Genomic DNA, 25,584 nt, shown 5'->3' with positions numbered 1-25,584 from the left:
CTACGCGGACTCGGCCAGCCGTCGCAGCAGGGCGGGTAGGTCGATGAAGGCGAATCTGATGGCGGAGTCGCTGCAACCGTAGGGAAGTACGAGGTTGTCTCGGTGGATCAGCGCACCGCAGGAGTAGGTGACGTTGGGCACGTATCCGTCGCGTTCGTCATCGTTCGGGCTGAGCAATGGCTCGCGCAGGGCGCCGATGAGTCGTGTGGGGTCGTGCAGGTCGAGCAGGATCGCGCCGATTCCGTAGGTCCGCATCGGACCGACGCCGTGGGTCAGGACCAGCCAGCCATCGGCTGTCTCGAGCGGGGGGCCGCAGTTGCCGAGTTGGATCAGTTCCCATGGCCGGGTCGGTCGATACACGGTGACGGGGTCGCGCCAGACGCGTGCGTCGGATGAGCTGACCACGCTGATGGTCTCCCGGTCCCATCGCGACAGCATCAGGTAGCGGTCGTGTACGCGACGTGGAAACAGTGCCATCCCTTTGTCTTCGGCGCCGGAGCCGACCAGTCGGGTGCTGACGAAGGTGGCGAAATCGGTGGTGCGCAACAGTCGTGGGGCGACGTGGGCGCCGTCGAAGGCGGTGTAGGTGGCGTAATAGGTCACCGTCGCGTCCGGTTCGGTGAACCGGGTCAGGCGCGCGTCCTCGATGCCGTGGCTCTCCTCGGGGTGCGCGGGAAAGACCACCCGCTCCGAGATCGGGTGATCGGCAGGGAAGGCCACGGTGTAGCTTCCCGCCGCCGAGACGGTGACCCGACCCACCTCGAGAAACGGTGATCGATCATCGATTCGGATCGAATCCCGTTGTCCCAGTACACCGGTCCGGAATTCGATGCTCGAGATGTGACCCTCGCCGAGAGCGCGCACACTCATGACGAAACGCAATTCGCCTACGGCCAGACCGGATTGGTCGGGGTGTGCGACGATCGATGGATTGAAAAGGGCCGCGGCCTCGATCGCGTACTCCTGGGTGAAACACGCGCCGATGAGTTGTCTGCGTTCGGGTGTCGGTGTCGCCGTCACCGGTAGCAGATGCTCGACGAGTGCCGCGTGCGCGGCGAAGGTGGCGTCGATATCGCGGTGGCGTTCACCGAATCGGGTGCGCACGGTGGCGAGAGTGGCGAGAGTGTCCGCGTCGGTCAGACCGATCACCCGATCGATGATGGCCTCGGCGCGCGAGATGCCTTGCGGGAGAATCTCTTGACCGGGCAGGAACAGTCTGGCCAGGACTCGGCGTGGGTCCGGTGACAGCACCACGTTGCTTCGTCGGACGAGATCGGCGGAGATCGTTACGTCCTGATCGGGCACTACGGCGCTCGGGTGAGTCGGCGGGCCTGCTGCTGTGTGGAGATCAGCGCAAGTGTCGATTCCGCGCCTTGGTTCTCGTTGCGGCCGCTGGGCTCGAGTCCGTCGCAGCAGCCACCGCTGATCGGGTCGATCAGCGGTGTGTCGATGTCGTTGGTTCCGCGGAACCACGCTTCGCACAGCAGTACCGCGTCCTGCCATGCCGTGTCGCCGGTGTCGTCGTAGGCGCGGGCACAGGCATCGGCCAAGGTCGAGACCTCGATGGGTTGCTGGTCGAAGCCGGGCCGGGGTTCCCCGGTGGCCCAGCCGTCGACCGGGGTGACCGACAGGTGGTCGCCGGAGGTTTCGATATCGAGCAACCAGCGCAGCATCGCGAGTCCGTCGGCGTGTGTGCGTCCGTGGCCGGGCAGTAGCGCACCGGCCGCGAGGAGCGCTTCGGCCAGTACCGCGTTGGCGTAGCGCAATCGCGGTTCGGGCCAGCGCCAGTCGAGTCGGCGGGTCGGCGCTCCGATCAGCGCGGCGGCATCGAACAAGAGCTCACCGGCGACCGGGTTCGCGGGGTGCGCGCGCAACACCTCGGCCGCGCCGAGTGCGGCGAAGGCCATCGCACGGGGGAATCGGGACCGCTGTCGTGCCCCGATGCTGAACTGCGCCAACGCGATATCCGCGTGCTCGGGTGTGCGGGCCGCGACGGAGCCCAGCGCCCACAGCGCACGGCCCCAATGATCGTCGAGACTCGGTTCGTCCTGCCAGCTCCGGTCCGCCCCCCGACGATTGTGGCAGGTGCCGGTGGGTGTGAACGCCGCGACGACGAAGTCCAGATACACCCGGGTGAGGTCCACCAATCGCGGCGTCGGCTCGGGTTCGCGGACGGCGACGACGAGGGCGCGCGCGACGTCGTCGACGCAGTAGCCGTTCTCGATACGAGGCTCGGTGAACTTCGCGTGTTCGAAGATTCCGCAGGTGTCGCTGAGCCGGAACAGGTGCGTATAGGAAATGGTGACGGTGTTCACGCTGTGGCCAGCTTCGTATCGGCTCGCAGCGTTTCGGTCGCGAGTTCGTGGTACTTGCGACTCACCGAGGTCCAGAGCAGGTCGGGGGCGAGGCGTTTCGCCTCCGCGCCCATTCGTGCCGCGAGGCCGGGCTCGGTGAATACGCGGCGCAGCGCGGACGCGATCTCGGTGGGGGACTCGCGTTCGACCAGAAGGCCCGCACCACTGGACAACAGTTCCTGGGCGTGGGGAAAGGCGGTCGATATCACCGGTTTGCCCGCCGCGACAGCTTCGATCAGCACTCCGGAGGTCACCTGCTCGCGCGAATCGTAGGGCAGCAACACCACGTCGGCCTGTCGGATCAGCCGGTAGAGCTCGACATTGGACAGATAGCGGGCGTCGAAATGCACGGCGTCAGCCACCCCGCGTCGACGGGCGCGGTCGAGCAGCCCGGTGCGGTAGGCCTCACCGTGTCGTGCCAGCACTCTCGGATGGGTCTGGCCGACCACGCGATACTGGACGGCCGGACTCAGGTCGGCGAGGTGCGCCATCGCGTCGATGCCCCATTCGATGCCCTTGCCTTCGCCGAGCAGCCCCCAGGTCAGGATCACCGGTGTCCGAGAGATCGGCTGGTGCTGGTCACCGGGCTGTCCGGATCGATGGTCGGTGGCGCCGTGCGGAATGACCCGGATCTTGTCCGGGTCGACCGCGTAGTGGTCGATCAGTCGCTGGCGAGCTGTGCTCGTCATGGTGACGACAGCGGCGCAGGCGCGGGTGAGCTGCTCGAGAATCATCCGTTGTTGCTGAGTCGGGGCGACCAGCACGGTGTGCAGGACGACGATCGCCGGGATCAGCAGGGCGCGAACGGTTTCCAGGACATCGACGCCGTCGCGTCCGCTGTAGATACCGTATTCGTGCTGGATGATCGCGATATCGAAGCGGTTGAGCGCGGCAGCCGCGGAGGTGGCACCCCCGCGGTCGCTGCGCTCCCACTGATGCGCCACCTCCGGCGGCGGTGTCGGGTCGGGACTGTCGACAACGGCGACGACGCCGACACTGCCCACCGTAGAGCTGGAATCGACCGGTACCAGGCCGATTTCGCCGGGCTGGGTCAATGCTTCGACGAGCGCGCCGGTGAAGGTCGCCAACCCGCATTGAGTCGGAGAATAGGTGCTCAGAACGCCGTAGGACCGAACTGACACGAGGTCAGCCTTTCTGCTTCGAGTCAGCGCCGCCGGTGCCGCTGTCTGCGGCCACTCAATTGGCCATCGTGTTGCGCTGAAGCGCTTGAGAATCCGCTCCGGATCAATACACGGAAGGATCGGCCACCAAGGCTCGATCCTAACACGCAGGTCACCGACAGTTGGTGTGATATGGTCGCTCCATTCTGCTCGCCCGTCTCTCGGGGGGCCATCGGCGGCAATACCGCCAGTAATCGAGGAATCTATGAGAATCGGCGTTATCGCGTCGGTCGCCCACTGTTCACCTCCGAACAACTATGGGCCGTGGGAACAAATCGCGTCGACGCTGACAGAGGGATTCGTCGCGCGCGGTCACGATGTCACGTTGTTCGCCACGGCGGACTCCGAGACATCGGCGCAGCTGGTCGCGGCCGTCCCGTCGGGATACGAGGAGACCGCAGGCGCAGACGCGAAAGTGTTCGAAGCGCTGCACAATTCGACAGCGTTCGAGCATGCGGGCGAATTCGACGTACTCTCCAACCATTTCGACTTCATGCCCCTGACCTACAGTCGTCTGGTATCTACTCCGGTCGTCACCACGATTCACGGTTTTTCGTCACAGGATATTGTTCCGGTGTATCGAGAATTCGGTGACATCGGACACTATGTAGCGATCAGCGACGCCAATCGACACCCGGATCTGCGTTATGCCGCGACGATTCATCACGGTATCGATCTCGCTCAGTTCACATTCAGGCCCGAGATCGGCGATTACCTACTCTTCCTGGGGAGAATCCACCCCGACAAGGGGACACACTTGGCGATCGAGGTGGCCCGAAAGGCCGGACTGCCATTGATCATCGCCGGCATCATCCAGGACAGCGAATACTTCCGCGCCATGGTCGAACCGCAACTGACCGGCACCGACGTCACCTACGTCGGCGCGGTCGATCCGGTACAGCGCGACGCGCTACTCGGTGGCGCTCGCGCGCTGCTGCACCTGATCGGATTCGCCGAGCCGTTCGGTCTGTCGGTGATCGAATCCATGGCCACCGGGACACCGGTGATCGCGACACCGTTGGGTTCGATGCCCGAGATCCTGCGCCACGGCTCCACCGGTTACCTCGTCTCCGATGTCGAGGCCGCGGTGGCGGCGGTAGCGACGCTCGACCGACTCGACCGCTCCGCCTGCCGCGACGACGTCTACGAACGCTTCACCGCCGACCGAATGATCGACGCGTACCTGACCGTGTTCGACCACGTCGCGAACCTACCGAAACGATCCACCGGTGCCGCGTCGCCCGCGCCGCAGCCACAGTCCATCGGTTCACCTGGACTGTTCTCACACGCCGGAATGTAAACCTCGGCACCCGAAGTATTCACCGAAGGGCTCGAGCGGTTTGGTGGATAGCGGTTGCTGGCCGCCCTCATCGCTCCCGACCGCACGAAGATGCAACGGCTCAGCAGACCGAGCAGGGGTTGGACGGCTGTCCACTGCCGCAGTTCACGCCATCAGGTGCGCGCCTGACTGTGGATGTCGAGTCGACGGTCTAGAACGGTAGGTCGATGCCGAGGGCCATGACTATGACCGTCAGTCCCGCGGCCACCAGGAGAGGGAATGACAGCACGCTGGTAACTCCACCTGCAAGGTCCGGGGCGACGACGTGGCTGTGGTCTCCGGGCCGATACAGCACCTGCACACTGTCTCCGTAGCTACGCGCGGTGCGCACCGTATAGGCCAAACGGGAGGTCCTGCGTTCGCCGGTCGCATCGACGAACTCGACAGTGAGCCAGTAATTGCGGCGCTTGTTTTCCACCGGGCTGTCGTCCTCCTCGACCGACACGACCTTTCCGGTCGCCCGGTGCCCCCGCATCCACAGCGATACCCACCCCAGCGTCTGGTAGAAGCTTCCGATCCCTAGAGCGATCATGATGAGGCCGAACCCGATCGCGATCACCGGCCCGAGGTGGTCCTCCCAAAACCGTTGCACACCAGAGCATACAAGTTCGAGACCCGCCCGCGTGGGGCCTCGTCGACGACAGCGGCGCCGAAACCGAGACCCACGAGCGCCATAGCCCGTTCGAGGTGGCGCCGTCTATGTCGTTGCGGTGTCGTGCGATTGGTGGCGGGTCGAGGTCGACTCGTGTGCGCCGAGGTGGCGGTGCAGGAAGGTGATCTGGTCGGTCACGAGGGCTTCGTGTTCGGGTCCGTCGTAGATGTCGAAGTGGTCGACGCCGGGATAGAGACGGAGTTCCGCGTGTGGCGCGCGGCGGGCGGCGCGGATCGCTGGGCCGGGGGCGGCGACCTGGTCTTGTTCGCCGATGCAGACCAGCCACGGGCAGTGCAGGTCTCGCGCCGCGCGTGCCGGCCTGAAGGGGCGGCCGAGCAGCCAGCGGGCGCTGACGCGGTTGCGCCAGCGGGAGTCTTCGCCGGTCGCGACGACGTGGCGCCAACCGTTCTCACTGTCGGGTGCGTTGATGAACGCGGGTTCGTGTGGCTGGCCGACCGCGGGCAGGTAGCCGCCTCTGACTGCGGTCAGCAGTGTTCGCAGTCGTACCGACAGTGGCCCGCGATAGGCTTGGGCGACGATGTCGAGGAACGGTACCTGGCTGATCGCGGCGGCGATGCGGGGGTCTTCGGCGGCGGCGGCCAGTGCGTTACCGCCTCCCATCGAGGAGCCGAAGGTGACGACTCGGCGCGCATCGATGTCGGGGCGCGTGCGAGCGTAGGCGATCGCGGCTCGCCAGTCCTGGAGTTGGCGGGCGGGCTCGAACAGGTCGGGTTCGCCGCCGCTGTCGCCGAATCCGCGGTGGTCGAACACCAGCGCGGCGAATCCCGCGTCGGTGAAGCGTTCGGCGAACGCGCCGAGTCGGTCGCGGCGGGTTCCGGAAAGTCCGTGTGCCATGACGATCACGGGGCCGGGTGTTGTCGCGGCGCGCACGGGATACCACCAGGCGGCGCATCGGTCGGTGCCGGAGGCGAAGGTCAAGTCCTCGCGTGTAGTCATGACGTCGAGTCTGTGCCCGGCGACGTAGTGACGCTGGCAGGAAACGGTCGTCGTGTTCGCCCGGCTTGTGGCCACCCGACCGATGCGGGTCTGCATCGTCGGAGCCTCGGGAAAACTCGGGAAGTACATGATCGAACACGCACTCGCCCGCGGCTACGACGTCGTGGGCGTCTGCAGGGAACGCAGTGTCGCCAAACTCGACCGATTCGCCGACCGGATCAGGATCGTGCCCGGCCAGACCGACGACCCGGCCGTGATCGCCGACGCGGTCGAGGGCTGCGACGGCGTGCTGACCGTTCTGGTCCCGTGGGGAATGCGCGACTATCCCTCGGGAACCGCCCGAGCGGTACTCGACCACGCCCGCCGAGACGCTCGGCTCGTGTTCTCGTGCGGCTGGCACATCACCCTCGACGGGCAGGATCGCTACACCCGCAGACTCCGCGCGTTCGTCGCCGTGTTCGGATTGCTCGCGTCGCCGACCTGAACGACTATCAACCGACGACAAGGCAGAACGGGTGACCGGCCGGATCCAGCAGCACCCGCCACCGGTCGCCGCCCGGCTGGTGGTCCGGCCTGACCGCGCCGAACCTCAACGCCAACTTCTCCGCCGCGTCGAGATCCTCGACCCTGAGGTCCAGGTGCAACTGCTGCGGCACGTCCTGACCGGGCCACCGCGGCGCCAGGTATCGGTCGACCTGTTGGAAGCCCAGGTCACAACCCGAACCATCGGTCAGGGCAACGAACTCATCAGACTCATAGCCGAACCGCATGCCTGTCAGCTCTTGATAGAACCGAGCCAGAGCCCGGGGATCGGCACAGTCCAGAGTCACGCCTCGCAACGTGGCGATCGGCATCGTCCACTCCTCAGTCATCCATATTCGCGGGCCGCGCGGCGGCCGCGCAGGTAAGTCATCCAACCGCACTGTCGTGGCCCGGCTCCACTCCTTTTCGGGCGACGGACGGCGCTCGTCTCGGGCTCGGTCGTGTGCGCTGGTGCGCCGCCACCCCGGAGGGACGACCCTGCTGGTTCGCGGCGACGGCGAGTCGGCCCGTAGACCTGGAACAGCGTTACGCGCAGCCGAGCTGAGGCCCACGGCGCAGCGGCTTCACGCTGACCGACCAGTCGCGTCGCTCCCACGGGTCATACTGGAGGCCATGGGGTTCGAGTAAGTGCGGGGGCATTCTCGCGGGAGAAAGATCGGCGGGCGGCGTGTCCCCGCCCGGCCCGCGCCGGTTCGCGGGCGTGGCCGCAACATCAATTTCCACGGCAAGACCAGTGCCTCGCCCATGGTGATCCTGTGGGTACTCGGCGCGCTGGTCGGTGGTGTGGCCCTGCTGCTGGTCGTGCTGACGTTGACCCACATGGGATCCGACGAGCCGACCGAGACCGCCGTGGTTCCTGCCGCGCCCGCAGCCACCACACAGCCGCAGTCGTGTTACCCGTTTGCCTGCTGACTCGCGCGTCTTCTCCCCACTGTCAGCCTCTCCCGGTTTCCGCTGGAAATCCGAGTGTGCCGTCCAGGGGGTGGATCAGCCTCGCGCCTACCCCCGGATAGTCCCTGCACCAGGGGGTGAACCCAACCGTCGAACCGGGAGGAGATCACGAGGCCGTCATGAGCCTGGACTCGACCGGCGCAGGCCGCAAACGCTGGTCCGACCGCTGGAAAGAAGCCCTCAACGCCTTCGACACGACCATCGACGGCCGCCTAGCCGCCGGACGAAAGTAACTCAACGACAACGCCTTACGCCGAGCTCGATATCCGTTCCGGGCGTGATCCTTTCACGTGTCGCGGACCTCACCGATTGTCCGCATTGTGCTCCAGGGCAGACGCGAGGTCGGGGTGAGGGGGAATAAGGCTGTCGATGCCGGTGAGGGTCAATGGTCGAATGACCGCGGCAGAGGCAACCAGGCGCAGGCGCCCGGTGTCCAGGGCTGTGCTGATGTGGATGAGGACGTCGAGGCCGGTGGAGTCGAAGTAGCTGACCTCGGACATATCGAGCACCAGGACAGCTGGCGCGGTGGTGATGGCGTGTTCGAGGACGTCGCGCAGTTGTGGCGCGGTCGCGAGATCGACCTCACCGATGACGGTGACAACGAGGGCGGCGTCCGTCACTTCTTCTCGCACCGTGAACTCGGGCCGTTGCTGCGCCATCTATGTTCGCCGCCTTTCCGTGATCTGGTCTGGACCCGGGGACATTGTCACGTCGGTGTCTCGATCGGCGTCGAAAGACGAGTTGTCTCCACGAATCTGCCGGTGCACGATACCGCGCGCTGACCCGCCGGATAGGTGCCCCGTTCGGAGAGGACAGCCAGATTGTGCTTGCGGCGTCGATGGCTTGTCCGTGACCCGGCCGAGGTCGATGCCGTCCGGATCGGCAGATGACGTAGGCTATTTGGGTTGCCGGTGGTGTGCTATTCCGACGCATGGTCCGATACCAGGTCTTGTGGTCTGGCGACCCAGGTTACGGGTGAGGTATTCGGCGACCTCGAAGACGAAGGACATCATGGGCGAGGTAGGTGTAACCCCGGCAGCCCTGGTAGCCGAATTCCCCGCGGCTGCTGTGGAGTTGGCTCCCGTTCGGCACGAGCTGCGGCAGTGGCTCGCGCAAACGATCCCGGATCCTGCCAGAGCCTACGATCTGCTTCTGGCGGCGGGCGAGGCGTGCAGCAACTCCATCGAACACGGCCATCACGGTGATCAACGGACGATCCGTCTCGAGGCTGCCGTGGAAAACGGAAATGTACGGATCACTATCGCTGACACTGGACAGTGGCTTTCGCGCGACCACGAACCTGATTCCGTGCGAGGACGTACCGATTCACACCGAGGTCGGGGCTTGGCAATCATCCGGGCACTGGTCCCCGACACGTCGGTCACCGTGATCGAATCGGGCACCACGGTCGAGCTCATCGCACCGCTCACCAACCCGGAAACAACGCCAACAGGTAGATAGGCCTCTGCGGGGGACCGGTGGTCGGTGTGGTCAGTGCCCTGCTTGGTCTGTCAGGGCGAGTCCTTCTTTGTTTTTGATGCGGCGGTGTTCGAGCAGTAGCCATCCTGTGCCGGTGAGGAAGGCGATCGCGCACACGATCGCGGCGATGATCGCCCACCCGTTGAATCCGTATGCCGCTGCGGTCAGGGCCAGGCCCAACGCGACGATGCCCAGCGCCCACAGCACGATGCCGGGAACGTTGTAACCGTCCTGTATTCCTTCACCGGCGTGGCTGCGCGAGGTGCGCGCGTGGTCGGGGAAATTCCCGTCGCCCGGATAGGCCGCAGCCCGGCCGTGGTCACTGGATATCTCCGGATCCGACATAGCTGTTCTCCTTGGTCCATCTTCCCCACCCGCAGATGCGGACTTCACCGTTTTCCGGCCGGCAAACCGGTCCCGGCCAAACAATTTCCTCACGATCGCCGCCGATGGGAAAGGGGCGCGGGGTGAGTGGTCGCCCCGCGCCCCTTTCGTCGGGTTTGACGGGCGGCGTCGTTCAGCGGCCTTGCTGGTGGGCGGCTTGACGGGCTACGTCGACGTCGGCTTCGGCGCGGGCTTTCTCCGCGTCGGCTTCCTTGCTCGCGGCTTCGCGTTGGGATTCGGCCTTGTTCTGGTGGGCTCGGTCTTCTGTCGCCTACCCGCGCCCGGCTGGACCAACCAGATACCGTCGCGCCCGTATTCGGGGCGCAAGGGCGGTGGATGCCTCTTGGCGCGATCGTGGCGGGCCGCTCGTTGTCGAGCTGATCTGGTCCGCGAACGCTCTGTCGACGTTTCGGCTGTTTGCTTGTGCGACGGGGGTGGGTGCGACATCGGGGCGCGCCGATGTTTCCGTCCGTTCCAGCGGGCTACTGCCCTGCCGAACCGCTGTCGGAGGAAGGGTTGTGTTCATGTCCGAGTTGTCCGCTGTGGCGTCGGTGTGCACGTTGCGTCGATCACCGTCCGAATCCAGTAGTGACCTGATCGCCCGTCAAGTCCTGAAGAACCTCGCCGCGCACGACGTCGCGGGGGAGGTGGTCCGTGTCCTGGACTACGACGTCCATCCGGGGGTGAGTACCGACGAAGGCGACGGTGATCAGTGGCCGATCCTGCGGCAGCGGATCCTGGATGCCGAGATCGTGCTGATCGCCACGCCGACCTGGCTGGGACACATGTCCTCGGTCGCTCAGCGGTTACTCGAACGTCTCGACGCCGAACTGTCCGAAACCGATGAACACGGGCACCCGTCCACAGTCGGCGAGGTCGGGCTGGCCGCGGTCGTGGGCAACGAGGACGGCGCGCACAAGATCAGCGCTGACCTGTTCCAGGCGCTCAACGACAGCGGCTTCACCGTCCCCGCTCAGGGCTGCGCCTACTGGAACGACCACGCGATGGGATCCACCCACTACAAAGACCTCGACCAGGTCGCCACCACCACCGCCACGCTGGCACGTAACGCCGCCCACATGGCCCACCTACTGCGTACCGCGCAATACCCGCCCCACCAATGAATGACCCGGCCACCCGCCGTCGGTGCCGCTGCGTGCTGATTGTGTGCCCCGGGTGCGGGTATCCGCTGGTACAGGAGGTGTGAGATGCCCAAGGAATGGACCGATAAGCAGGAACGTCAGTACGAGCACATCACCGACTCGCAGAAGGAGCAGGGCGCCAGCCCCGAGCGAGCCAAGGAAGTGGCTGCCCGCACGGTGAACAAGAACCGTGCTCGGGCCGGACAGACCAAGACCGCCAGCCGCAGTTCGGTGGAGGACAAATCACCCCAGCAGTGCGGCGGTCAACGCTCCGGACGCAAGGGCCCCAAGGGCCCGACCCGCGATCAGCTGTACAACGAAGCGCGCCAACGCAATATCGAGGGCCGCTCGAAGATGAGCAAGAGCCAGCTCGCCGCCGCTCTGGACCGCAAGAAGAACGCGTAGACGGAATCGACGAACGAGGCTGACTGGACGGCTGGATCCACGAGGGCCCGGCGGTCGCAGGTTCGACCAAGCGCCCTGGTCAGTGTCGGAATGCAAGTGACAGGAGGAGAACATGGGCTTCCCCGAACAGCAGCAGCCGGTTCCCGGCGTGCAGAGTCGGATGTCGCCGGTGCCGGACTGCGGTGAGGACAGTTACCGCGGCTCGGGCAAAATGATCGGCAAGGCCGCGGTGATCACCGGCGCCGACAGCGGTATCGGCCGCGCGGTGGCGATCGCCTTCGCCCGCGAGGGCGCCGACGTACTGATCTCCTACCTCGATGAGGACGACGACGCGAAACAGGTCGCCGACCTGGTAGAGCAAGCCTGTGGTCGTCGCGCGGTCCTGGTGCCGGGTGACCTCGCCGATCCGGCGCACTGCCGCGCTGTGATCGACCGTGCGGTGGCGGAGTTCGGCAAGATCGACGTGCTGGTCAGTAACGCGGCCTACCAGATGAGCCACGAAACGCTCGAAGAGATCAGTGACGAGGAGTTCGACTACACCTTCAAGGTCAACGTCGGCGCCTACTTCTCCCTGGTGAAAGCGGCGCTGCCGCACATGCCGCCCGGCTCCTCGATCATCGGCAGTTCCTCGGTCAATTCCGATATGCCCTCACCCACGCTGGCACCCTATGCCGCGACCAAGGCCGCGATCGCGAACTTCTCCGCCAGCCTCGCCCAACTGCTCGGCGAACGCGGCATCCGCGTCAACAGCGTCGCCCCGGGGCCGATCTGGACGCCACTGATCCCTTCGACCATGCCACCGGAAAAGGTCGCGAACTTCGGCGACGACGTCCCATTGGGCCGCGCCGGGCAACCCGCCGAACTCGCCGCGGCCTACGTCCTGCTGGCCAGCCAGGACGGCAGCTACATCTCCGGCGCGCGCCTGGCCGTCACCGGCGGACGACCCATCCTCTGACCGAGTCCATACCACCGCCTACCGTCAGGAGCAGCAATGGCCAGCCGTGACACCATCGCTCAACTGCATCAGGACATCACCACCGCCGAAGACGCCGGCGATCACGCGACCGCTGACAGGTTGCGCATCGAGCTCGCCGAAGCCGTCGATGCGCAGCGGGCTACCGAACACAACCGCGACATCTGAGCGTGGCCGCACTGGTCCGACCCGCCGCCAGTGAATGAGCCGACCGCGCGGGCTCGAACGAGTTGTGCGCGGCGGCAGACGCTTTCAATATCGACCCGTGGCAGGACGACGTCGGGTCCGTCACGTAGGACGGCAAGAGGGGCGCCATAGGCACCGAGCCGTCGACGCCTGCGGAGGTGGGGAACCACCACTGAGCGGGCGCTGCTCCGGGGTGAGGAACAGCGACGTCGCAATTCCTCTCTGCCCCACAGTTTTACAGCGGACGCGGCGGGTATGACCCCAGCGTCTTGCTTGATCAACTTCCGCTGCCGGGGGACCTCAGTGACCATTGCCGACACCTCGCTACCGACGCCGTCGACCCACCCGGGCGCATATCCGGCCTCGCCGGGCATGCACGACAGGGTCGATGAGGCGGCAACAACTGAGCCGATGGCTGGGCCGCGCAATCGGCTGCGGATCCCCACCCGGGCACTATTGCGTCCGCCCGGGGTGTACGCACCGCAGGCCGACACCTGGCTACTCGCCGAGGCACTGACAGAGGCGGGGATCCCGCGCGGTGGGCACGCTGTGGATGTCTTTACCGGGACCGGTGCCCTCGCGATCGCCGCCGCGCGGATCGGAGCGGCCACCGTCACCGCGGTCGACATCTCACGGCGTGCGGCCGCCGCCGCGTGGCTGAACCTGCGCCTGCGCGGAGTGCCCGCGCGGGTGCATTGCGGTGATTTCGCCTCGGTGTTCGGCCACCGCGACTACGACCTGGTGGTGGCCAATCCCCCCTATGTTCCTGCCCCACACGAGACCACTGTCGGCGCCGCCCGCGCCTGGGACGCGGGCGCCGACGGGCGCGCCCTGCTGGACCGACTGTGCGAACTCGTGCCCACCGCACTCGCACCGCGCGGCACAACGCTTATCGTGCAATCGGCGCTCGCCGATCCCGACCGCACCCTCGACGCGTTACGCGCACAGAATTTGAAAGCGACGGTCGTGGCACGCGCGAGCGTCCCGTTCGGCCCGGTCCTTCGCGCACGCGCAGCCTGGCTCGCGCACACCGGCCGGATTGCTCCCACCACCGAGACCGAAGAGCTGGTCGTAATTCGCGGCGACCGCGGCCACCGGTGAACTCGGACGATGACCTTCACCACGAAAAAGAACCTCGCCCTCGCTCAATCGCACCGACGATCGAACCGGGACCCGCCTCATCGGACACGGTCGCCCCGGTGGTCATTGTGCGAGGCAAGGACGTGAGGCACCGACCGATCCGTTTCCCCGGCTGGTGATCCAGAAACGTTGTCACACAACAAGCTGAAGGCATATCGGCGGCTTTCAGGTCCTGTCTGTATCGGGGCCGAGTATGAATCTGTCCGCCAACGCGTGCACGGGACGATCGGCTCGTCCGAGCAGGATCGGCTCCCACTGGCAGGGCGGCCAGCGATTCCGATGCGCGTAGGGAGGACCCCGTCGATAGACAGGCGGCCCGAGACAGGTGAAGGGACCTAATCGGGCAGGGGCGTGCGGACGAAGGACCGACCTGCGCGGATCGGCCCTCGGTCTCTCCCGGTGGGGCATGAGCCGGTCGCGCCTATCGCGCAGACGATTCGCGCGGCCGATCCTCGCCGCGGCGGACACCGCGCTGATGGCCGGTGTCGACACCTTCTTCGCTGGACTCGTTCTCAGCGGCTCCGGCTGCGGGCTGCTCCTGGGCGGGGGAGGCGGTGGCGCCTGCGGGGGTGTCTTCGGGAGCGGGGGCTTTGAACTTCGGATCGGCGACCGGGTGCACCGCGCCTGCGGTGTTGGCGCCGGAGCCTTGACCGGCACTGCTGGTGGCGATCGTGGCGTGGGTGCGGCGGCCTTCATACGGTGGCGTGGCCGGTTGCGCGTCACCCGGGGGCAGGGTGCCGGTCGAGCCGAGGTTGTCCTGTTCGGGGTTGTGCTCGCGTGCGGAGGTGGTTTCTTCCTCGTCGAAGGTTCCGGCGGGGCGGTCGGTCGTGCCGCCGCCGGGCACGTCGGAGCCGGTATCGCGCGAACCGGGGGCTCCTCGCTGCGATTGCGGCTCCTCGGATAGGTGTTCGCCAGACATGACCGAGTCCTCTCCTGCGTTGGGAATAAGGGCGGAAGACCCGCCCGCACTTCCAGCGTGATCCCCACAACAGTGCAGGTCAAGGAGGTGACGAGGACACCGTCTCCGATGCCCTCATCCGGTCGAACTACTTGTCAGGCCATTTACCCGTCAGTTGCTGATAACCCGTGGCTCCGGCTCGGTCGATCGCGGCTTTCACCAGCCCGAAGATCGCCCCCTGGAGGGCTGCCGCAACCAGTACCTCACGCCAGCTGTAGTCCCGCGCGGTCGCTCGGGGTGCCTGGTCTTCGCCGCTGACGGTGCGCCACACGCGGGTGAAGACCGCGTTGGCCGCGATCCCACCGGCCACACCGGCGACCATGGCCAACGGTTTGTACAGCGACGTGGTCATGATCGCCTCCCTCGTAGCGCGGCCCAGGTCAGGAGGGCTGTCGACGCCGCGCCGACCGCGGCGACCGGAGCGAGGTTACGCCGGGTCCATTCGGCGAGATGTTTGCCCGTGTCCTCGACCGGTTCGGACAACGACGGCGTCGCCGCGGTACCCGGCAGTTCGGTCACCCTCGACGCGGTGATTTCGCGGTCGGTGTGCAGATCGTCGCGCTCATCGGTCAGACCGGGAGTCATGGTCGGGGTGGTGGCAGCGACCAGATCCGGGGGGCCAGGAATCTCCGATTGCGAGCTGTCACCGTGAGCGCGGGGGTCGGTGTGGACTGCCTCGTCCTCGTGCAGGCCCGGGGTCAGCTCGGGGGTGGTGACGGCGACCAGTTCCGGTGCTTCGAGAGTCTCGGATCGCGGTGTGGCGCTGTGCTTGTCGGGGGTCATGGATACCTCGCTTCCTGTCTGCGACGTACCCGCCGAAACCGCAGGTAAACGACCTGTCCGGCGCGCTGGCCGTACTCCGGCGGCGCGGGCGCAATTGTGGGCGCTCATGCCAGGGCGAAGGTCAACAGCAGTGTCGGCGGGGCCGTGTCGCGTCGCCACGAGTCGCCGAACCACACACCGGGAGTGATCTCGCGGATCTCGTCGTAGATCTGCGGGACCGGCGACAGGTCGTAGTTCAGCACCCAGCCGGGGCGCCGTCGGTGATCGCGGGGGCGAGGTTGACATCGGCGCGGAATCCTTCGGCACCAGCGGGGCTCACCTGGTTCATCAGATGGCCGCCGTCAGGGACGGTGTAGAAGGTCTTACCGGTCCAGAACGCCGGGGCGATCGGCTGTATCGCGGCGGGACTGATGACCCATCCGTGCTTGGGTCCGTTCGGCACCGTACCGGCGCTCGCGTCGGAGAAGATCGCGTTCTGCTGTTCGAGCGAACACCGCGCCCGCAGGGAGTCGAGGGTGACCGAGAAGTCGCCGGGATCGATGACACAGTTCTCGCCGTAGTCCGTGGCGGGAACTCCGGAATCGGCTGCCGCCCGCTGTGTCCCGAGGGCAACAGTGGTGATGAACGCCGACGCGAGGGCGATCGGCAAGCGTGCTCGGTTGGTGCTCATATCTCACAGTTCATCTTCGAGGGTTCGGTTACCGAATCCATCCCCGTGGATGCCGGGACCGACTGTCGCACAGCCGAATAGCCCGCGATCTCGATATCGAACTTTGCGCCTGGCCGCCGAGGTCGCCGAGTGTGAACGCCGACCCGTCGAGTGAGCGCGTCAGTCCGTGTCGAGCCTGCGGTTGTGGCCGGGCTGTTCGGGCAGGCGCACGATCTGGACGAAGAAGTCGTCGATCTTCTTGATCGCGTCGAGGAACTGTCCCAGGTCGACCGGTTTGGTGACGTAGGCGTTGGCGTGGCTGCGGTAGCTGCTCACGATGTCGTCCTCCGAGGCGGAGGAGGTGGTTGTGAGCACGACTACGAGGATATCGCACAGATCCGGATCGGACTCGACGCGTTCGAGGATCTGACGCCCGCTGTACTTGGGGAGCTTGAGGTCGAGCAGCACCAGTCCCGGCCGCCGCGCGTCGGTGTGGTCGCCTTCGCGGTAGAGGAAGTCCATGGCTTCTTCTCCGTCGCGCACGACGTGCAGGGTGTTGCCGGTGCGGGTGATCGGTGCAACCACGGACCGGGTTGTGGCCGGCGGCGGGATGGGTGGACATGCCGGAATACCGTCCGACCCGCGCCTCCACGCCCACTTTCGCGGCTCCGGCGACCGGACGATGTCGTTCTCGGACGTGGCAGTATAGGTCGATGAGCGTGCGGGACAGGAACAACGTGGTCGTCACCGGTGTCGAGGACGGGCCTACGTTGCTGCTGGCGCACGGTTTCGGCTGTGATCAGAACCTGTGGCGGCTCGTGGCCCCGGAACTGGCACGAGAGTTTCAGGTGGTGCTGTTCGACCACGTCGGCGCCGGTAAATCGGATCTGTCGGCGTGGACGCCCGAGCGCTACAGCGACCTGACCGGGTATGCCGAGGACCTCGTCGAGATCTGCGACGAACTCGATCTCCATGATGTGGTTCTGGTCGGGCATTCGGTCTCGGCGATGATCGCGGTCCTGGCCGCCAATCAGGCCCCGAAGCGGTTCGCGAAACTCGTCCTGCTGACCCCGTCGCCGCGCTACATCGATGACGGCGACTACCGGGGTGGATTCAGTCGTGCCGACATCGATGAACTCCTCGAATCGCTGGACTCGAACTATCTGGGGTGGTCGGCGTCGATGGCACCGGTGATCATGGGCAACCCGGAGCGTCCCGAGCTGGGTGAGGAGTTGACCGACAGTTTCTGCCGCACCGACCCGATGATCGCGCGGGTCTTCGCCCAGGCCACGTTCCTGTCCGACAACCGCGCCGACCTGCCCGACGTCGCGGTCCCGACGCTGGTGATCCAGACCGCACAGGACGCGATCGCCCCACCCGAGGTCGGGGCGTTCGTGCACGATCAGATCTCGGGGAGTGAGCTGGTCACCCTCGATGCGATCGGGCACTGCCCACAGTTGAGCGCCCCGCAGGCCACCGCGGCCGCGATCGCGGCGTTCGCGCGCTCGTGATGATGTCGCCGACCGGTGACGTCACCGGAGGCGGGGGCGGCTCCTGCGGGGACGAGCACCGGCCCGAGGGCACCGACACCAACCCGGCGTTCTCCGCATTGCTCGAGGACAGCGCCGAAGACCTCTACGAGAACGCTCCCTGTGGATACCTGTCCACCCTGATGGACGGCACCATCGCCAAGATCAACACCACCCTGCTGGGCTGGCTCGGCTACCGACGCGAGGAACTCGTCGGACACCGACGCGTCACCGACCTACTCAGCGTCGGCGGGCGAATGTACTACGAAACCCACCTCGCACCGATGCTGGCCATGCACGGCGAAGTCGGCGGCCTCGCCCTGGAACTGCGGGGCGCCAACGGATCTCGGCTCCCCGTGCTGGTGACCTCGGTGGTCAAGACCGGCCCCGACGGCACCGCGCAGCTGATCCGCACCACCCTCTTCGACGCCACCGACCGGCGAGCCTACGAACAAGAACTCCTGCGCGCCCGCCGAGACGCCGAGCAGGCCCGCGAATCCGCGGATCGAGCACGCGAGGACGCCGATCGTGAACGCGACCGGGTCCAGAAACTCGCCACCACCTTGCAGCGCAGCCTGCTGCCACCCGAACTCCCGCAGGTGCCCGGACTACAGATCGCCGCCTACTACCACCCCGCCTCCGCCGATGAGGTCGGCGGCGACTTCTACGACCTGTTCCCGCTGCGCGGTGACGCCTGGGGATTCTTTCTCGGCGACGTGTCCGGCAAAGGGGCCACCGCCGCCGCGGTCACCTCCCTGACCCGCTACACCCTGCGTGCGGCCGCGGTCTACGACCCCGATCCGATCTCGGTACTCGACAACCTCAATACCGTGCTGCACCACCGGTATCGGCGTGACGAGCCCCGCTTCTGCACCGTCGTCTACGGCTCCCTCACCCCCACCGACACCGGGTTCGGGCTCACCCTGGCGACCGGTGGGCACACCCCCGCGGTGTTGATCCGCGCCGACGGCACCACCAGTCTGATCGAGGCGCCGGGCGGGATGCTCGTCGGTGCGTTCCCCACCGCGACCTTCACCACCGTCGAGGTACAGCTACTACCGGGCGATACTCTGTTGTTCTACACCGACGGACTCACCGAAGCCCGCACCGGCGGGCGGGAACGCTTCAGCGAGGAACAACTCCGCCACCACATCACCACTCTCGGGTCCGTGGACGCGTCGACACTGATCGCCGCACTCACCGAGCTACTGACCGCGTTCGGCGACGGAGTCGACGACGACACCGCCCTACTCGCCCTGAGCATCCCGTCGACCGAAGGCCCGCGACCGTGAACACCGAATTCGCCACCACCAGCCACGCCACCACGGCGGGGCCGGTGCTCGCCTTCACCGGGGACCTCGACGCCCACACCGCCCACACCGCCTACGCCGCGATCCAGCGAGTGGCACTGTCGCGCGGGCAACTGCTGCTCATCGACCTGGCCGGGCTGCGACTGTGCGACTCCAGCGGCATCTCCGCCCTCATCGCGGCCAGCCATCGCGCTACCGACACCGACGCCGGGTTCGCTCTCGTCGCCGTACCGCCGAACCTGGCGCGGGTCCTGACCCTCATCGGCCTGGACCGCGTCTTCACCACCTACCCCGACGTCGAGCAAGCCCACACCGCCTGGAGAGCAGCAGCATCGCCCGAGGCCCGCACGTGAGGTCACGGTCGGGACCGCCCAGGCGATGACTGTCATGCTCGACCAGCCCGAAACCCTCGGTCCCGAACGCTATCGTGACCGGCGTGCCTCCTCGACTGCTCTGAGGCCCATGATGTTCCCCGATCGCGCTGTTGCTGATTCTGCTTGCTCTGCCGCTGCCGGCTGGGACCGCTGCCTATCTCACGGTGTAGGCCAGCTACTGGCGGGAGCTGCATCGAGAGACCCGCTCCCGACCTCGCGGATCACCCGGCACAGCGGTCGGGTTGCCGAGCGGTGGCGGTTAGTCCGGCGAACACGGGGTATGTCGGGCTTCGAAGCACGCTCGGACGGTGAGCGGCTAGATATGTGAGCAGAGGAGAACGAGATGCTGGGTTTGGGAATCATCGGCTGGATCATCATCGGCGGACTGGCGGGCTGGATCGCGAGTAAGTTCATGAAAACCGATGCCCAGCAGGGCATCCTGCTCAACATCGTCGTCGGCATCGTCGGCGGTCTGCTCGGCGGGTTCCTGCTGAAGTTGCTCGGCACCGACGTCGAGGGCGGTGGGCTGTGGTTCAGCTTCTTCACCTGCCTCGGTGGCGCTGTCATCCTGCTGTTCCTGGTCCGACTCGTCACCGGCCGCAACCACGCCCTGCGATAACAGCCCGCAGACGTACCCGGTCGGGACTGTCGCCGGTTGTTTCGGTCGACTACAGCTCCAGCAGCCGCCGGGAACTATGGGGAGAAGTGGTCCGAAGCCTTGTCGGCTTCGGACCACTTCTGTTTTTCGCCCGGCGAACGCAACTGACCCGACCCAGCGTGAACGGTGCGCACGCCCCGTTGGATTGATCGACCCGGTGGCGGGTAAGCGGGGGTGACATCGGTTTTCCGGGAGAAGAGGTCACTATGTCCGAGCACGGCAGTGGGATCGGTGACGATATCGAGAACATCGTGACGCAGGCGAAGGCCAAGACCGAACAAGCCATCGGCGCCGTCATCGGCGACGAGGATCTTGAGATCGGTGGCCGTGCCGAGCACCGCCACGCCGCGATCGAGGATTTCCGCGAAGACCTCGAGGTCGACCAGGCCCACCGCGTCGCACGCCACCGCGACAGTTAGCCCAGCCCGGTGTTCGGTTCGACACTGAGCAGGCCGACCGGCGTCGGCGGTCGAATCCCGACGACCGCGCCGAGGTCGCCGACACCCTCGCCATGGTCGTGGCCACCGGACGCCCGTTCAGCAGCCGTCACCGCATCATCACCACCACCGGCGTGATGCGCGTCCCTGACCCCGGCTGCAGGAGGGCCGGTCCGTCAATCGAATTACCGGCCTGGCTCCTGTCGATCATCATCGGCGGCGTGCCCACTGGTCACGGCATCGACGTCGTGCACCGCGTTCACTCGATGTTCGGTTCGCCGGTCGCGGCAGATGAGATTTCAAGGACCGGGCGACACGGCCTGTGGTTTCTTCTTGCCTTCGGCAACTACGGGATCCCGAATCCGGCTATCGACATTCGGTGACGTGGAGCTCGTGGAGATCGACCTGATCGGTGTGTTGCGGGCCCCGATACAGCAGTCGTAGATCTACCCGGAGGCCGCGACCGGGCTCGATCCGATTGCCGGGCTTCGCGCGCAGGACGAACCTGCGTCCGGCCGCCTCTTCGGCCGCGACGTGATCGCGCGTGTCGACGACCTCGTACCAGGGATTCTCCCCAGGATTGACATACAGGTGGGCTGTGCCTCCCGCGAGCCGAAAGGACATCTCCCATCGGGCAACCGCAGTCTCACGGGTGGTCACAGTGAACCGGTAGTCGCAGATGACGCCGTTGGCAGGCCATGGCTGAGGATGGCAGGTCGGGTTCGTGTATCTGGCTTCGATCGGGTCCTGGCTGTGTTGAACCATCGTGACTCCTGCGGTACCTGAAAGCGTCGCTGGTGCCCGGGGCGGTGAGCCGGGTGCCTTCGACTGTTCGCGATCATCGACCACGTGAACCGGGATGAGTCGAGGTGACTCCTGTTGTACCGCAACGGATGCCGACATCTCGGTCGATCGTTACGGCCGAACCCCGGCGGGGCGACCAGTGCTATTTGGTGTTGAGGGTGATCGTGGCGGTACCGACGAGCAAACCGGATTTGACCGCGTCGGTGTTGAACGTCTTGTTCAACAGTGCGGCCGCGTCGCCCGACACCAGCACCCGTGTGCCCTGAAGGACCGCGGTGTCCTCGGGGCCGTTCTGCAGCGGTTGCAGTGTGCTGCCGTCGAGGTCGAACAGCACGGCGTGGGTCGCGGCGGGGGCGCCGTTGACTTTCACGTCACCGTAGAGAACCGAGGTGCCGGGATCGATATCGAAATCGGTCAGCTCGACCGTAGTAGATCCAGCGGTCAGCGACAGCCCGCTGCCGGTGTGTTTGATGTTGCCCTGCACATACGGGTTGACGGTGCCGGGGGTGTAGTACTTCACGTTGCCGCCGGTGATGGGGAAGACGACCGATCCGTCGGCCAGGGTGGCGCTGCCCAGCACACCCGGCGTGAGGCCCAGGGTGCTCAATGCGTCGGTGAAGCCCTTGTCCAGTGCCACTGCGGTGGTTTTGCCGGTCAACCCGTCGATCTGCGCGACAGGCGTGACAGCGGTGCTGGTAGCGGCGGCAGCCGAACTGCTGGCAGACGTGCTGGTGGTGGAGGTATTCGATTCGTCGTCGCTCGAACAGGCCGTCGCCGGCAGCAGCGCCAAGGCGGCGATCGCGACGATCGCGGTGGTTTTGCGGTAGTCGACCATGAGTCTCAAACCCCTTCGTGGTTGTTTTCGAATTGGTTGTCAGAGGGGTTCGTCACGAGCGACGATGCAGATTGGGCATGAATTCGACCGGCGCCGGGAAGCGTCGCGGGACAAGAGTTCGCCGGATTGGGGGGCTCGGGCTTGTGGGACCGATCCGATTACACGGGCGACGGTGATCGCGATGCCCACGCACACCGCCGTCAGGATCGATGCAGACAGGACGGCGATGCCGGTGGTGAGCGGTGTGATGATCAGGCCCGACAGTCATGCGGTACCGGGTTCGATGCGATACCTGCGCGGTGGCGGGCATGGTGTTGGCGGTGATCGAGTTCGGTTCCTTGCGGTGTGTGGTCGGTGAGACCGTCTCGATCGAAACGTAGTTCAACGATCAATCATCTTTTCCGTGTCCCGGCTGTGCGCAGTCGGTGCGAGCCAGGATGGTCGCCAGCGACAGGTCTCTGTGGGTTTCGGCGTGCACGGCCAGGTCGATGCCGGGCAGGGTGGCGCGTAGTTGCCGTGTGGCGGCTGCGTAGAGCAGCCGTTCCTTGATCGTGGCCAGGTCCGGAAGCCAGGTGATGAGCACGATGCACCGGCTCACCGCGTCGTGGACGTCGTAGATCGCCCACCGGCAACGGCTCAGTGGAAGGGTGGCCACGAACTGGTCGTAGTCCGCAGACACACACGTGCGCTCGACCTCGATCCGCCGGTCATCGGACAGGCGTAACTGGATATAGCGGTATGCCCTGTGCGATTCGAGATCGACACACGCACGCCGCGCTGTCGCGCCCAGGGTCGGTGCTGTAGATCCCACCCGTCACCCGCTCTTAGGATCGGTTCGAAATACCGGATGAGCTGCATACTCACACGACATCACCGCACCAGCACGCAGGCGGGCCGAACCCGGTGTGTCACGACCCGGAGCCTTCGGCGTCGACCGGGCATCCACGTGTCGTAGAACAGATCGGCCCGATCACGGTCGAACCGTCAGCGCTGACCGAGACGTCGACCCCTGAGCGGTCCTCGGCTGGTGGCGGGTTCGCACACAGTGGATGTGCCCACAGCCGCGTCGTGCGCCACGATTCGGAACAGTTGGTGGACATCGGCCGAAAACTGACCAGGACGAACCGTCGAATTATCGGGCGGGGGCCTGCATCGTTGTGGTGGTTCCGTCGGAGTTGCCTGTGCTCAATACTGCTGCGGCCAACGCATTGTTGAAGCTCCTTCTTCGGCAGACCCCACACCTTCCTACCTTGGAAGGGTGGTCCGATCCGGAGCCGCCCGGCAACAACGGGCCGGTCATCGGGTGAACCTCCGCGGCCGAGTTCGCCTATAGCGAAGCCCCTCGGGATGTGTCCGAGGTGGGACTTGCACCCCCACGGCCTGACCTAGTCCTTTATGGACGGTGATTGATGCGGCCAGGGAACAACCGCTGTCAAAGCATATGAACAATGTGTCCGGAGGGGGACACATCCGCTAACCACACGGATCGACCTGCGGAAATAGAGTGCTGATATCTGGGTCGAGGTCAGTGGCCGGTCGATCGTCAGGGATGCGTAGTACCACCAGCGGCTTGTGGTTCATCCGTTCGAGTCGGGTTACCGTGGCAGTCCGGCCCGGTCGAATTCCTGCTGGAGACGGGGGCGGCGATGGTGCGTCTCGCGGAGTTCGATCACCAACTGGTCGACCTCGGACCGTTTCTCGGTCCCGGCCGCGAGTACACGCATTCTCTTGAGATATTTCGCGGCGACCCGATAGTGGCCCGCGCCGGTTTCGGCGAGTTCCGTGGTGACCAGGTCTGTGAGCACAGGCAAGACCGCGAGCGGGTCGACCTTCTCGTAGGCGGTGGCCAGACGGTTCCAGACATCGGCACTGTGCAGGTCGAGCGAGTGGGCCAACTGCCATGCCAGTTCTGGATCGCGCAACGTCGATAGTGTGAACTGCACGGCATCTCGGGGATTCGACGAGAGCCGGTCGAGCACATCCCGACAATGCTGCGGCCAGGAATCACCGGCACACGCGTAGAGGCGCGCGGCGCTGCTCGAGGAAGGCCAGCGTCGGAAGACTTCCAGGCGTGCGGCGAGTTCCTCGTCAGGTCGATGTCGCGCCAGCAGGGCGCACCAGTGGTCACCGGCGGCCGACGACTGGTGGCCGGTGCCGAAGTCGGTGGCCTGTTTCGCCCAGTCGATGGCCAGGTTGAACTCGCCGATCTCGGCCAGGGCCACGGAGGTGTCGGTGAGCCACGCCGCGACCGCCCGGTCGCGGGAATGGGTGGCGATGATCGCGTCCACGTCACGGTCGAGGACCGCCATCCGGCGAGCGTTCCACCCCAGAGTGAATCGGACGTGATGGTCGTGTGCCCGCCGCTGTCGGTCCTCGTCCTCGGCGAGGAGGCCGGCATCCGAGCCCGGCCGGAACTGCGTCGGCCGCAGACCGAGTTCGGCAGCGACCTTTCCGAGCTCGTTGCGGTACAAGGCGATTCCCTCGTCGCCGAGCGCGGGAGCGTAGGCGACGGGGTCGAGTTCGAAATAGTCCACGTCGCTGTCGAATTGGAACTTCATCATCCACGCCACCAGCCTCGCTACCGACGGTTTCGCGGTGGCGGCCGTCGCGGCGTGCAAGCACAGCAGTCGACGAACAGCGTCGCCGATGATGCCGCTGGAATCATCGACGCGGGCGATGACGGTCAACGCGCTGGCGAGCGCCTTTTGCGTCACCGCGAACACTGTCGCGGGATCCTCGGTCCCCACCGCAGCATCGAGGACGTCCACCGCCTCGTGCATCTGCCCGCCGTGCGCGTTCGCCGCGCCCCGGCGATACAACTCGCCACGAGTTCGGATCAACGGCAATACGGTGTTCGCGAGATCGGACACCCCGCGATTGTGCCTCGAGCGGATCGATGTAGAGAAGTCAAGAAGGCAAGGTGAAACTGCCAGCAAGGTTCTTATCGGTGCGAATGGGGCTGCTGCACGGATAGGTGTCATCGAGATGGCCTGCCGTGTAGCAGGCCTGAGAGGATGTCATCGTGCCCAAGCCCTACCCTCGCGAGTTCCGTGACGATGTCGTCCGCGTCGCCCGTAACCTGCGGCGAAGGCGTGACGCTGGATCAGATCGCGGCGGATTTCGGGATCCAGCGGATTTCGGGATCCATCCGGTGACGCTGACGAAATGGATGCGCCAGGTCGACGTCGACGACGGCGTAAAGGCGGGAACCAACACCAGCGAGTCTGCGGAGTTGCGGGAGTTGCTGCGCATGCGGAAGTGCGTGAGTTCGAACTGAGAAACGGGGGTTGAGTTGAGCTTGCGATCTGGCCGTTGGATGCGTGTGCTGTCTGAAGAGCCTGATCGTGATCCGGCATTCGTGCTGGATACCGACGGATTCTTGGATCTGGAGCGGTCCCGAGCCCGCTTGGAGATGCTTACCCCCGCTGACGCTGCTCAGGGACGAGCGCTCGTTGTGCTCGGAGGTCCGGGCATCGGCAAGACCACCACCCTGCGTCACATTGTCGAGGACCGAGGCGCGCCCCCAGACCATCCCGGGTTCCCCGGCACAGTATGGGCATC

General features: G+C 65.9%; 34 protein-coding genes and 1 pseudogene. 15 read left to right on the top strand and 20 right to left on the bottom strand.

All coding sequences use genetic code 11. The annotated features are described in order from the left end of the window. From JZ792_RS08720 to JZ792_RS08710, 3 genes are read right to left on the bottom strand one after another with little or no spacing between them, the layout of a single operon-like run. Window positions 1–1,305, bottom strand: a complete 1,305-nt coding sequence (locus JZ792_RS08720; protein ID WP_216908642.1) for a glycoside hydrolase family 130 protein — start codon at window positions 1,303–1,305, stop codon at window positions 1–3. Next, window positions 1,305–2,315 carry a glycosyltransferase gene (locus tag JZ792_RS08715; protein WP_216908640.1) on the bottom strand — a complete coding sequence of 337 codons (1,011 nt, stop codon included), beginning with the start codon at window positions 2,313–2,315 and terminating at the stop codon, window positions 1,305–1,307. The genes JZ792_RS08720 and JZ792_RS08715 overlap by 1 nt, the downstream gene beginning before the upstream one ends. Continuing rightward, window positions 2,312–3,496 carry a glycosyltransferase gene (locus JZ792_RS08710; RefSeq protein ID WP_216908638.1) on the bottom strand — a complete coding sequence of 395 codons (1,185 nt, stop codon included), beginning with the start codon at window positions 3,494–3,496 and terminating at the stop codon, window positions 2,312–2,314. The genes JZ792_RS08715 and JZ792_RS08710 overlap by 4 nt, the downstream gene beginning before the upstream one ends. A gap of 244 nt (window positions 3,497–3,740) precedes the next feature. Here JZ792_RS08710 and JZ792_RS08705 point away from each other — a divergent pair, with 244 nt between their 5' ends. After that, the gene (locus JZ792_RS08705) at window positions 3,741–4,835 is read left to right on the top strand and encodes a glycosyltransferase family 4 protein (RefSeq protein ID WP_216908636.1); all 1,095 of its coding nucleotides are present in this window, start codon (window positions 3,741–3,743) and stop codon (window positions 4,833–4,835) included. 190 nt (window positions 4,836–5,025) lie between these two features. Here the strand turns inward: JZ792_RS08705 and JZ792_RS08700 are convergent, their stop codons facing one another. Then, window positions 5,026–5,433 carry a DUF3592 domain-containing protein gene (locus JZ792_RS08700; RefSeq protein WP_216908634.1) on the bottom strand — a complete coding sequence of 136 codons (408 nt, stop codon included), beginning with the start codon at window positions 5,431–5,433 and terminating at the stop codon, window positions 5,026–5,028. A gap of 138 nt (window positions 5,434–5,571) precedes the next feature. After that, window positions 5,572–6,483, bottom strand: a complete 912-nt coding sequence (locus tag JZ792_RS08695) for an alpha/beta hydrolase (protein ID WP_216908632.1) — start codon at window positions 6,481–6,483, stop codon at window positions 5,572–5,574. Between the two features lie 52 nt (window positions 6,484–6,535). Between JZ792_RS08695 and JZ792_RS08690 the strand changes: the two genes are divergently transcribed. Beyond that, complete coding sequence (locus JZ792_RS08690; RefSeq protein ID WP_308165211.1) at window positions 6,536–6,967, top strand: NAD(P)H-binding protein; 432 nt, start codon at window positions 6,536–6,538, stop codon at window positions 6,965–6,967. A gap of 7 nt (window positions 6,968–6,974) precedes the next feature. On the opposite strand, the gene JZ792_RS08685 is transcribed toward JZ792_RS08690, so the two are convergent. After that, on the bottom strand, window positions 6,975–7,337 hold the full coding sequence (locus JZ792_RS08685; protein WP_254189520.1) for a VOC family protein: 363 nt from the start codon (window positions 7,335–7,337) through the stop codon (window positions 6,975–6,977). A gap of 316 nt (window positions 7,338–7,653) precedes the next feature. Here JZ792_RS08685 and JZ792_RS08680 point away from each other — a divergent pair, with 316 nt between their 5' ends. Continuing rightward, complete coding sequence (locus JZ792_RS08680; protein WP_216908630.1) at window positions 7,654–7,938, top strand: hypothetical protein; 285 nt, start codon at window positions 7,654–7,656, stop codon at window positions 7,936–7,938. A gap of 341 nt (window positions 7,939–8,279) precedes the next feature. Here the strand turns inward: JZ792_RS08680 and JZ792_RS08675 are convergent, their stop codons facing one another. Continuing rightward, complete coding sequence (locus tag JZ792_RS08675) at window positions 8,280–8,636, bottom strand: STAS domain-containing protein (protein ID WP_216908628.1); 357 nt, start codon at window positions 8,634–8,636, stop codon at window positions 8,280–8,282. A 352-nt stretch (window positions 8,637–8,988) separates the two neighbouring features. Here JZ792_RS08675 and JZ792_RS08670 point away from each other — a divergent pair, with 352 nt between their 5' ends. Continuing rightward, window positions 8,989–9,438: an ATP-binding protein gene (locus JZ792_RS08670; RefSeq protein ID WP_216908626.1), complete on the top strand. Its 450-nt coding sequence runs from the start codon at window positions 8,989–8,991 to the stop codon at window positions 9,436–9,438. Between the two features lie 30 nt (window positions 9,439–9,468). Here JZ792_RS08670 and JZ792_RS08665 read toward each other — a convergent pair whose 3' ends face one another. After that, window positions 9,469–9,801, bottom strand: a complete 333-nt coding sequence (locus JZ792_RS08665) for a hypothetical protein (RefSeq protein ID WP_254189519.1) — start codon at window positions 9,799–9,801, stop codon at window positions 9,469–9,471. Between the two features lie 172 nt (window positions 9,802–9,973). Further along, window positions 9,974–10,105, bottom strand: a pseudogene (locus tag JZ792_RS41900) (microaggregate-binding protein 1); the annotation flags it as partial. A 259-nt stretch (window positions 10,106–10,364) separates the two neighbouring features. Here JZ792_RS41900 and JZ792_RS08660 point away from each other — a divergent pair. From JZ792_RS08660 to JZ792_RS08640, 5 genes are all read left to right on the top strand, one after another. Next, entirely contained in the window at window positions 10,365–10,964 is a 600-nt protein-coding gene (locus tag JZ792_RS08660) for a flavodoxin family protein (RefSeq protein ID WP_216908624.1), read from the top strand. Between the two features lie 84 nt (window positions 10,965–11,048). After that, on the top strand, window positions 11,049–11,387 hold the full coding sequence (locus tag JZ792_RS08655) for a plasmid stabilization protein (RefSeq protein WP_216908622.1): 339 nt from the start codon (window positions 11,049–11,051) through the stop codon (window positions 11,385–11,387). Window positions 11,388–11,499: 112 nt separating this feature from the next. Beyond that, window positions 11,500–12,342, top strand: coding sequence for an SDR family oxidoreductase (locus JZ792_RS08650; protein WP_216908620.1), 843 nt, complete (start codon window positions 11,500–11,502; stop codon window positions 12,340–12,342). Window positions 12,343–12,378: 36 nt separating this feature from the next. Further along, window positions 12,379–12,528 carry a hypothetical protein gene (locus tag JZ792_RS08645; protein WP_216908618.1) on the top strand — a complete coding sequence of 50 codons (150 nt, stop codon included), beginning with the start codon at window positions 12,379–12,381 and terminating at the stop codon, window positions 12,526–12,528. Between the two features lie 321 nt (window positions 12,529–12,849). Beyond that, entirely contained in the window at window positions 12,850–13,647 is a 798-nt protein-coding gene (locus JZ792_RS08640) for a HemK2/MTQ2 family protein methyltransferase (RefSeq protein WP_308165210.1), read from the top strand. A gap of 460 nt (window positions 13,648–14,107) precedes the next feature. Here the strand turns inward: JZ792_RS08640 and JZ792_RS08635 are convergent, their stop codons facing one another. From JZ792_RS08635 to JZ792_RS08610, 6 genes are all read right to left on the bottom strand, one after another. After that, window positions 14,108–14,605: a hypothetical protein gene (locus JZ792_RS08635; protein WP_216908616.1), complete on the bottom strand. Its 498-nt coding sequence runs from the start codon at window positions 14,603–14,605 to the stop codon at window positions 14,108–14,110. A 127-nt stretch (window positions 14,606–14,732) separates the two neighbouring features. Further along, the gene (locus JZ792_RS08630; RefSeq protein ID WP_216908614.1) at window positions 14,733–14,996 is read right to left on the bottom strand and encodes a DUF4235 domain-containing protein; all 264 of its coding nucleotides are present in this window, start codon (window positions 14,994–14,996) and stop codon (window positions 14,733–14,735) included. Then, window positions 14,993–15,427, bottom strand: a complete 435-nt coding sequence (locus tag JZ792_RS08625; protein ID WP_216908612.1) for a hypothetical protein — start codon at window positions 15,425–15,427, stop codon at window positions 14,993–14,995. Before JZ792_RS08625 ends, JZ792_RS08630 begins: the two co-directional genes overlap by 4 nt. 104 nt (window positions 15,428–15,531) lie before the next feature. Beyond that, window positions 15,532–15,669, bottom strand: coding sequence for a hypothetical protein (locus JZ792_RS08620; protein WP_216908610.1), 138 nt, complete (start codon window positions 15,667–15,669; stop codon window positions 15,532–15,534). Continuing rightward, window positions 15,663–16,097 carry a hypothetical protein gene (locus JZ792_RS08615; protein WP_216908608.1) on the bottom strand — a complete coding sequence of 145 codons (435 nt, stop codon included), beginning with the start codon at window positions 16,095–16,097 and terminating at the stop codon, window positions 15,663–15,665. The genes JZ792_RS08620 and JZ792_RS08615 overlap by 7 nt, the downstream gene beginning before the upstream one ends. Before the next feature lie 159 nt (window positions 16,098–16,256). Beyond that, the gene (locus JZ792_RS08610; protein ID WP_308165209.1) at window positions 16,257–16,661 is read right to left on the bottom strand and encodes a response regulator; all 405 of its coding nucleotides are present in this window, start codon (window positions 16,659–16,661) and stop codon (window positions 16,257–16,259) included. A 128-nt stretch (window positions 16,662–16,789) separates the two neighbouring features. On the opposite strand from JZ792_RS08610, the gene JZ792_RS08605 reads away from it, so the two are divergent. From JZ792_RS08605 to JZ792_RS08590, 4 genes are all read left to right on the top strand, one after another. Further along, window positions 16,790–17,587: an alpha/beta fold hydrolase gene (locus JZ792_RS08605; RefSeq protein ID WP_216908606.1), complete on the top strand. Its 798-nt coding sequence runs from the start codon at window positions 16,790–16,792 to the stop codon at window positions 17,585–17,587. Further along, window positions 17,587–18,897 (top strand): PP2C family protein-serine/threonine phosphatase, encoded by a 1,311-nt coding sequence (locus JZ792_RS08600; RefSeq protein WP_254189518.1) that lies wholly within the window; start codon window positions 17,587–17,589, stop codon window positions 18,895–18,897. The genes JZ792_RS08605 and JZ792_RS08600 overlap by 1 nt, the downstream gene beginning before the upstream one ends. Next, window positions 18,894–19,268, top strand: a complete 375-nt coding sequence (locus JZ792_RS08595; RefSeq protein WP_216908604.1) for an STAS domain-containing protein — start codon at window positions 18,894–18,896, stop codon at window positions 19,266–19,268. The genes JZ792_RS08600 and JZ792_RS08595 overlap by 4 nt, the downstream gene beginning before the upstream one ends. A 364-nt stretch (window positions 19,269–19,632) precedes the next feature. Next, the gene (locus tag JZ792_RS08590; protein WP_216908602.1) at window positions 19,633–19,908 is read left to right on the top strand and encodes a GlsB/YeaQ/YmgE family stress response membrane protein; all 276 of its coding nucleotides are present in this window, start codon (window positions 19,633–19,635) and stop codon (window positions 19,906–19,908) included. Window positions 19,909–19,982: 74 nt separating this feature from the next. Here JZ792_RS08590 and JZ792_RS08585 read toward each other — a convergent pair whose 3' ends face one another. Continuing rightward, window positions 19,983–20,339, bottom strand: a complete 357-nt coding sequence (locus JZ792_RS08585) for a hypothetical protein (RefSeq protein ID WP_216908600.1) — start codon at window positions 20,337–20,339, stop codon at window positions 19,983–19,985. Window positions 20,340–20,458: 119 nt separating this feature from the next. Between JZ792_RS08585 and JZ792_RS08580 the strand changes: the two genes are divergently transcribed. Continuing rightward, window positions 20,459–20,767, top strand: a complete 309-nt coding sequence (locus tag JZ792_RS08580; protein WP_216908598.1) for a hypothetical protein — start codon at window positions 20,459–20,461, stop codon at window positions 20,765–20,767. 563 nt (window positions 20,768–21,330) lie between these two features. On the opposite strand, the gene JZ792_RS08575 is transcribed toward JZ792_RS08580, so the two are convergent. After that, the gene (locus JZ792_RS08575) at window positions 21,331–21,825 is read right to left on the bottom strand and encodes a hypothetical protein (RefSeq protein WP_254189517.1); all 495 of its coding nucleotides are present in this window, start codon (window positions 21,823–21,825) and stop codon (window positions 21,331–21,333) included. A gap of 4 nt (window positions 21,826–21,829) precedes the next feature. Here JZ792_RS08575 and JZ792_RS41895 point away from each other — a divergent pair, with 4 nt between their 5' ends. Then, a complete protein-coding gene (locus JZ792_RS41895) occupies window positions 21,830–22,015 on the top strand; it encodes a hypothetical protein (RefSeq protein WP_254189516.1) in 186 nt (61 codons plus the stop codon). A gap of 396 nt (window positions 22,016–22,411) precedes the next feature. Here JZ792_RS41895 and JZ792_RS08570 read toward each other — a convergent pair whose 3' ends face one another. The 3 genes from JZ792_RS08570 to JZ792_RS08560 all read right to left on the bottom strand — a co-directional run bounded on the left by JZ792_RS08570 (window position 22,412) and on the right by JZ792_RS08560 (window position 25,555). After that, window positions 22,412–22,834, bottom strand: a complete 423-nt coding sequence (locus JZ792_RS08570; protein WP_216908594.1) for a cofilin family protein — start codon at window positions 22,832–22,834, stop codon at window positions 22,412–22,414. Between the two features lie 784 nt (window positions 22,835–23,618). Next, complete coding sequence (locus tag JZ792_RS08565) at window positions 23,619–24,893, bottom strand: DUF6880 family protein (RefSeq protein WP_308165208.1); 1,275 nt, start codon at window positions 24,891–24,893, stop codon at window positions 23,619–23,621. 233 nt (window positions 24,894–25,126) lie between these two features. Then, complete coding sequence (locus JZ792_RS08560; RefSeq protein ID WP_216908592.1) at window positions 25,127–25,555, bottom strand: hypothetical protein; 429 nt, start codon at window positions 25,553–25,555, stop codon at window positions 25,127–25,129. Window positions 25,556–25,584 lie beyond the last annotated feature (29 nt).

Origin of the sequence: Nocardia noduli, assembly GCF_019038455.1 — a bacterium.
GTDB classification, from domain to species: Bacteria; Actinomycetota; Actinomycetes; order Mycobacteriales; family Mycobacteriaceae; genus Nocardia; species Nocardia noduli.
This window is presented reverse-complemented; position numbering and strand designations above follow the sequence as displayed.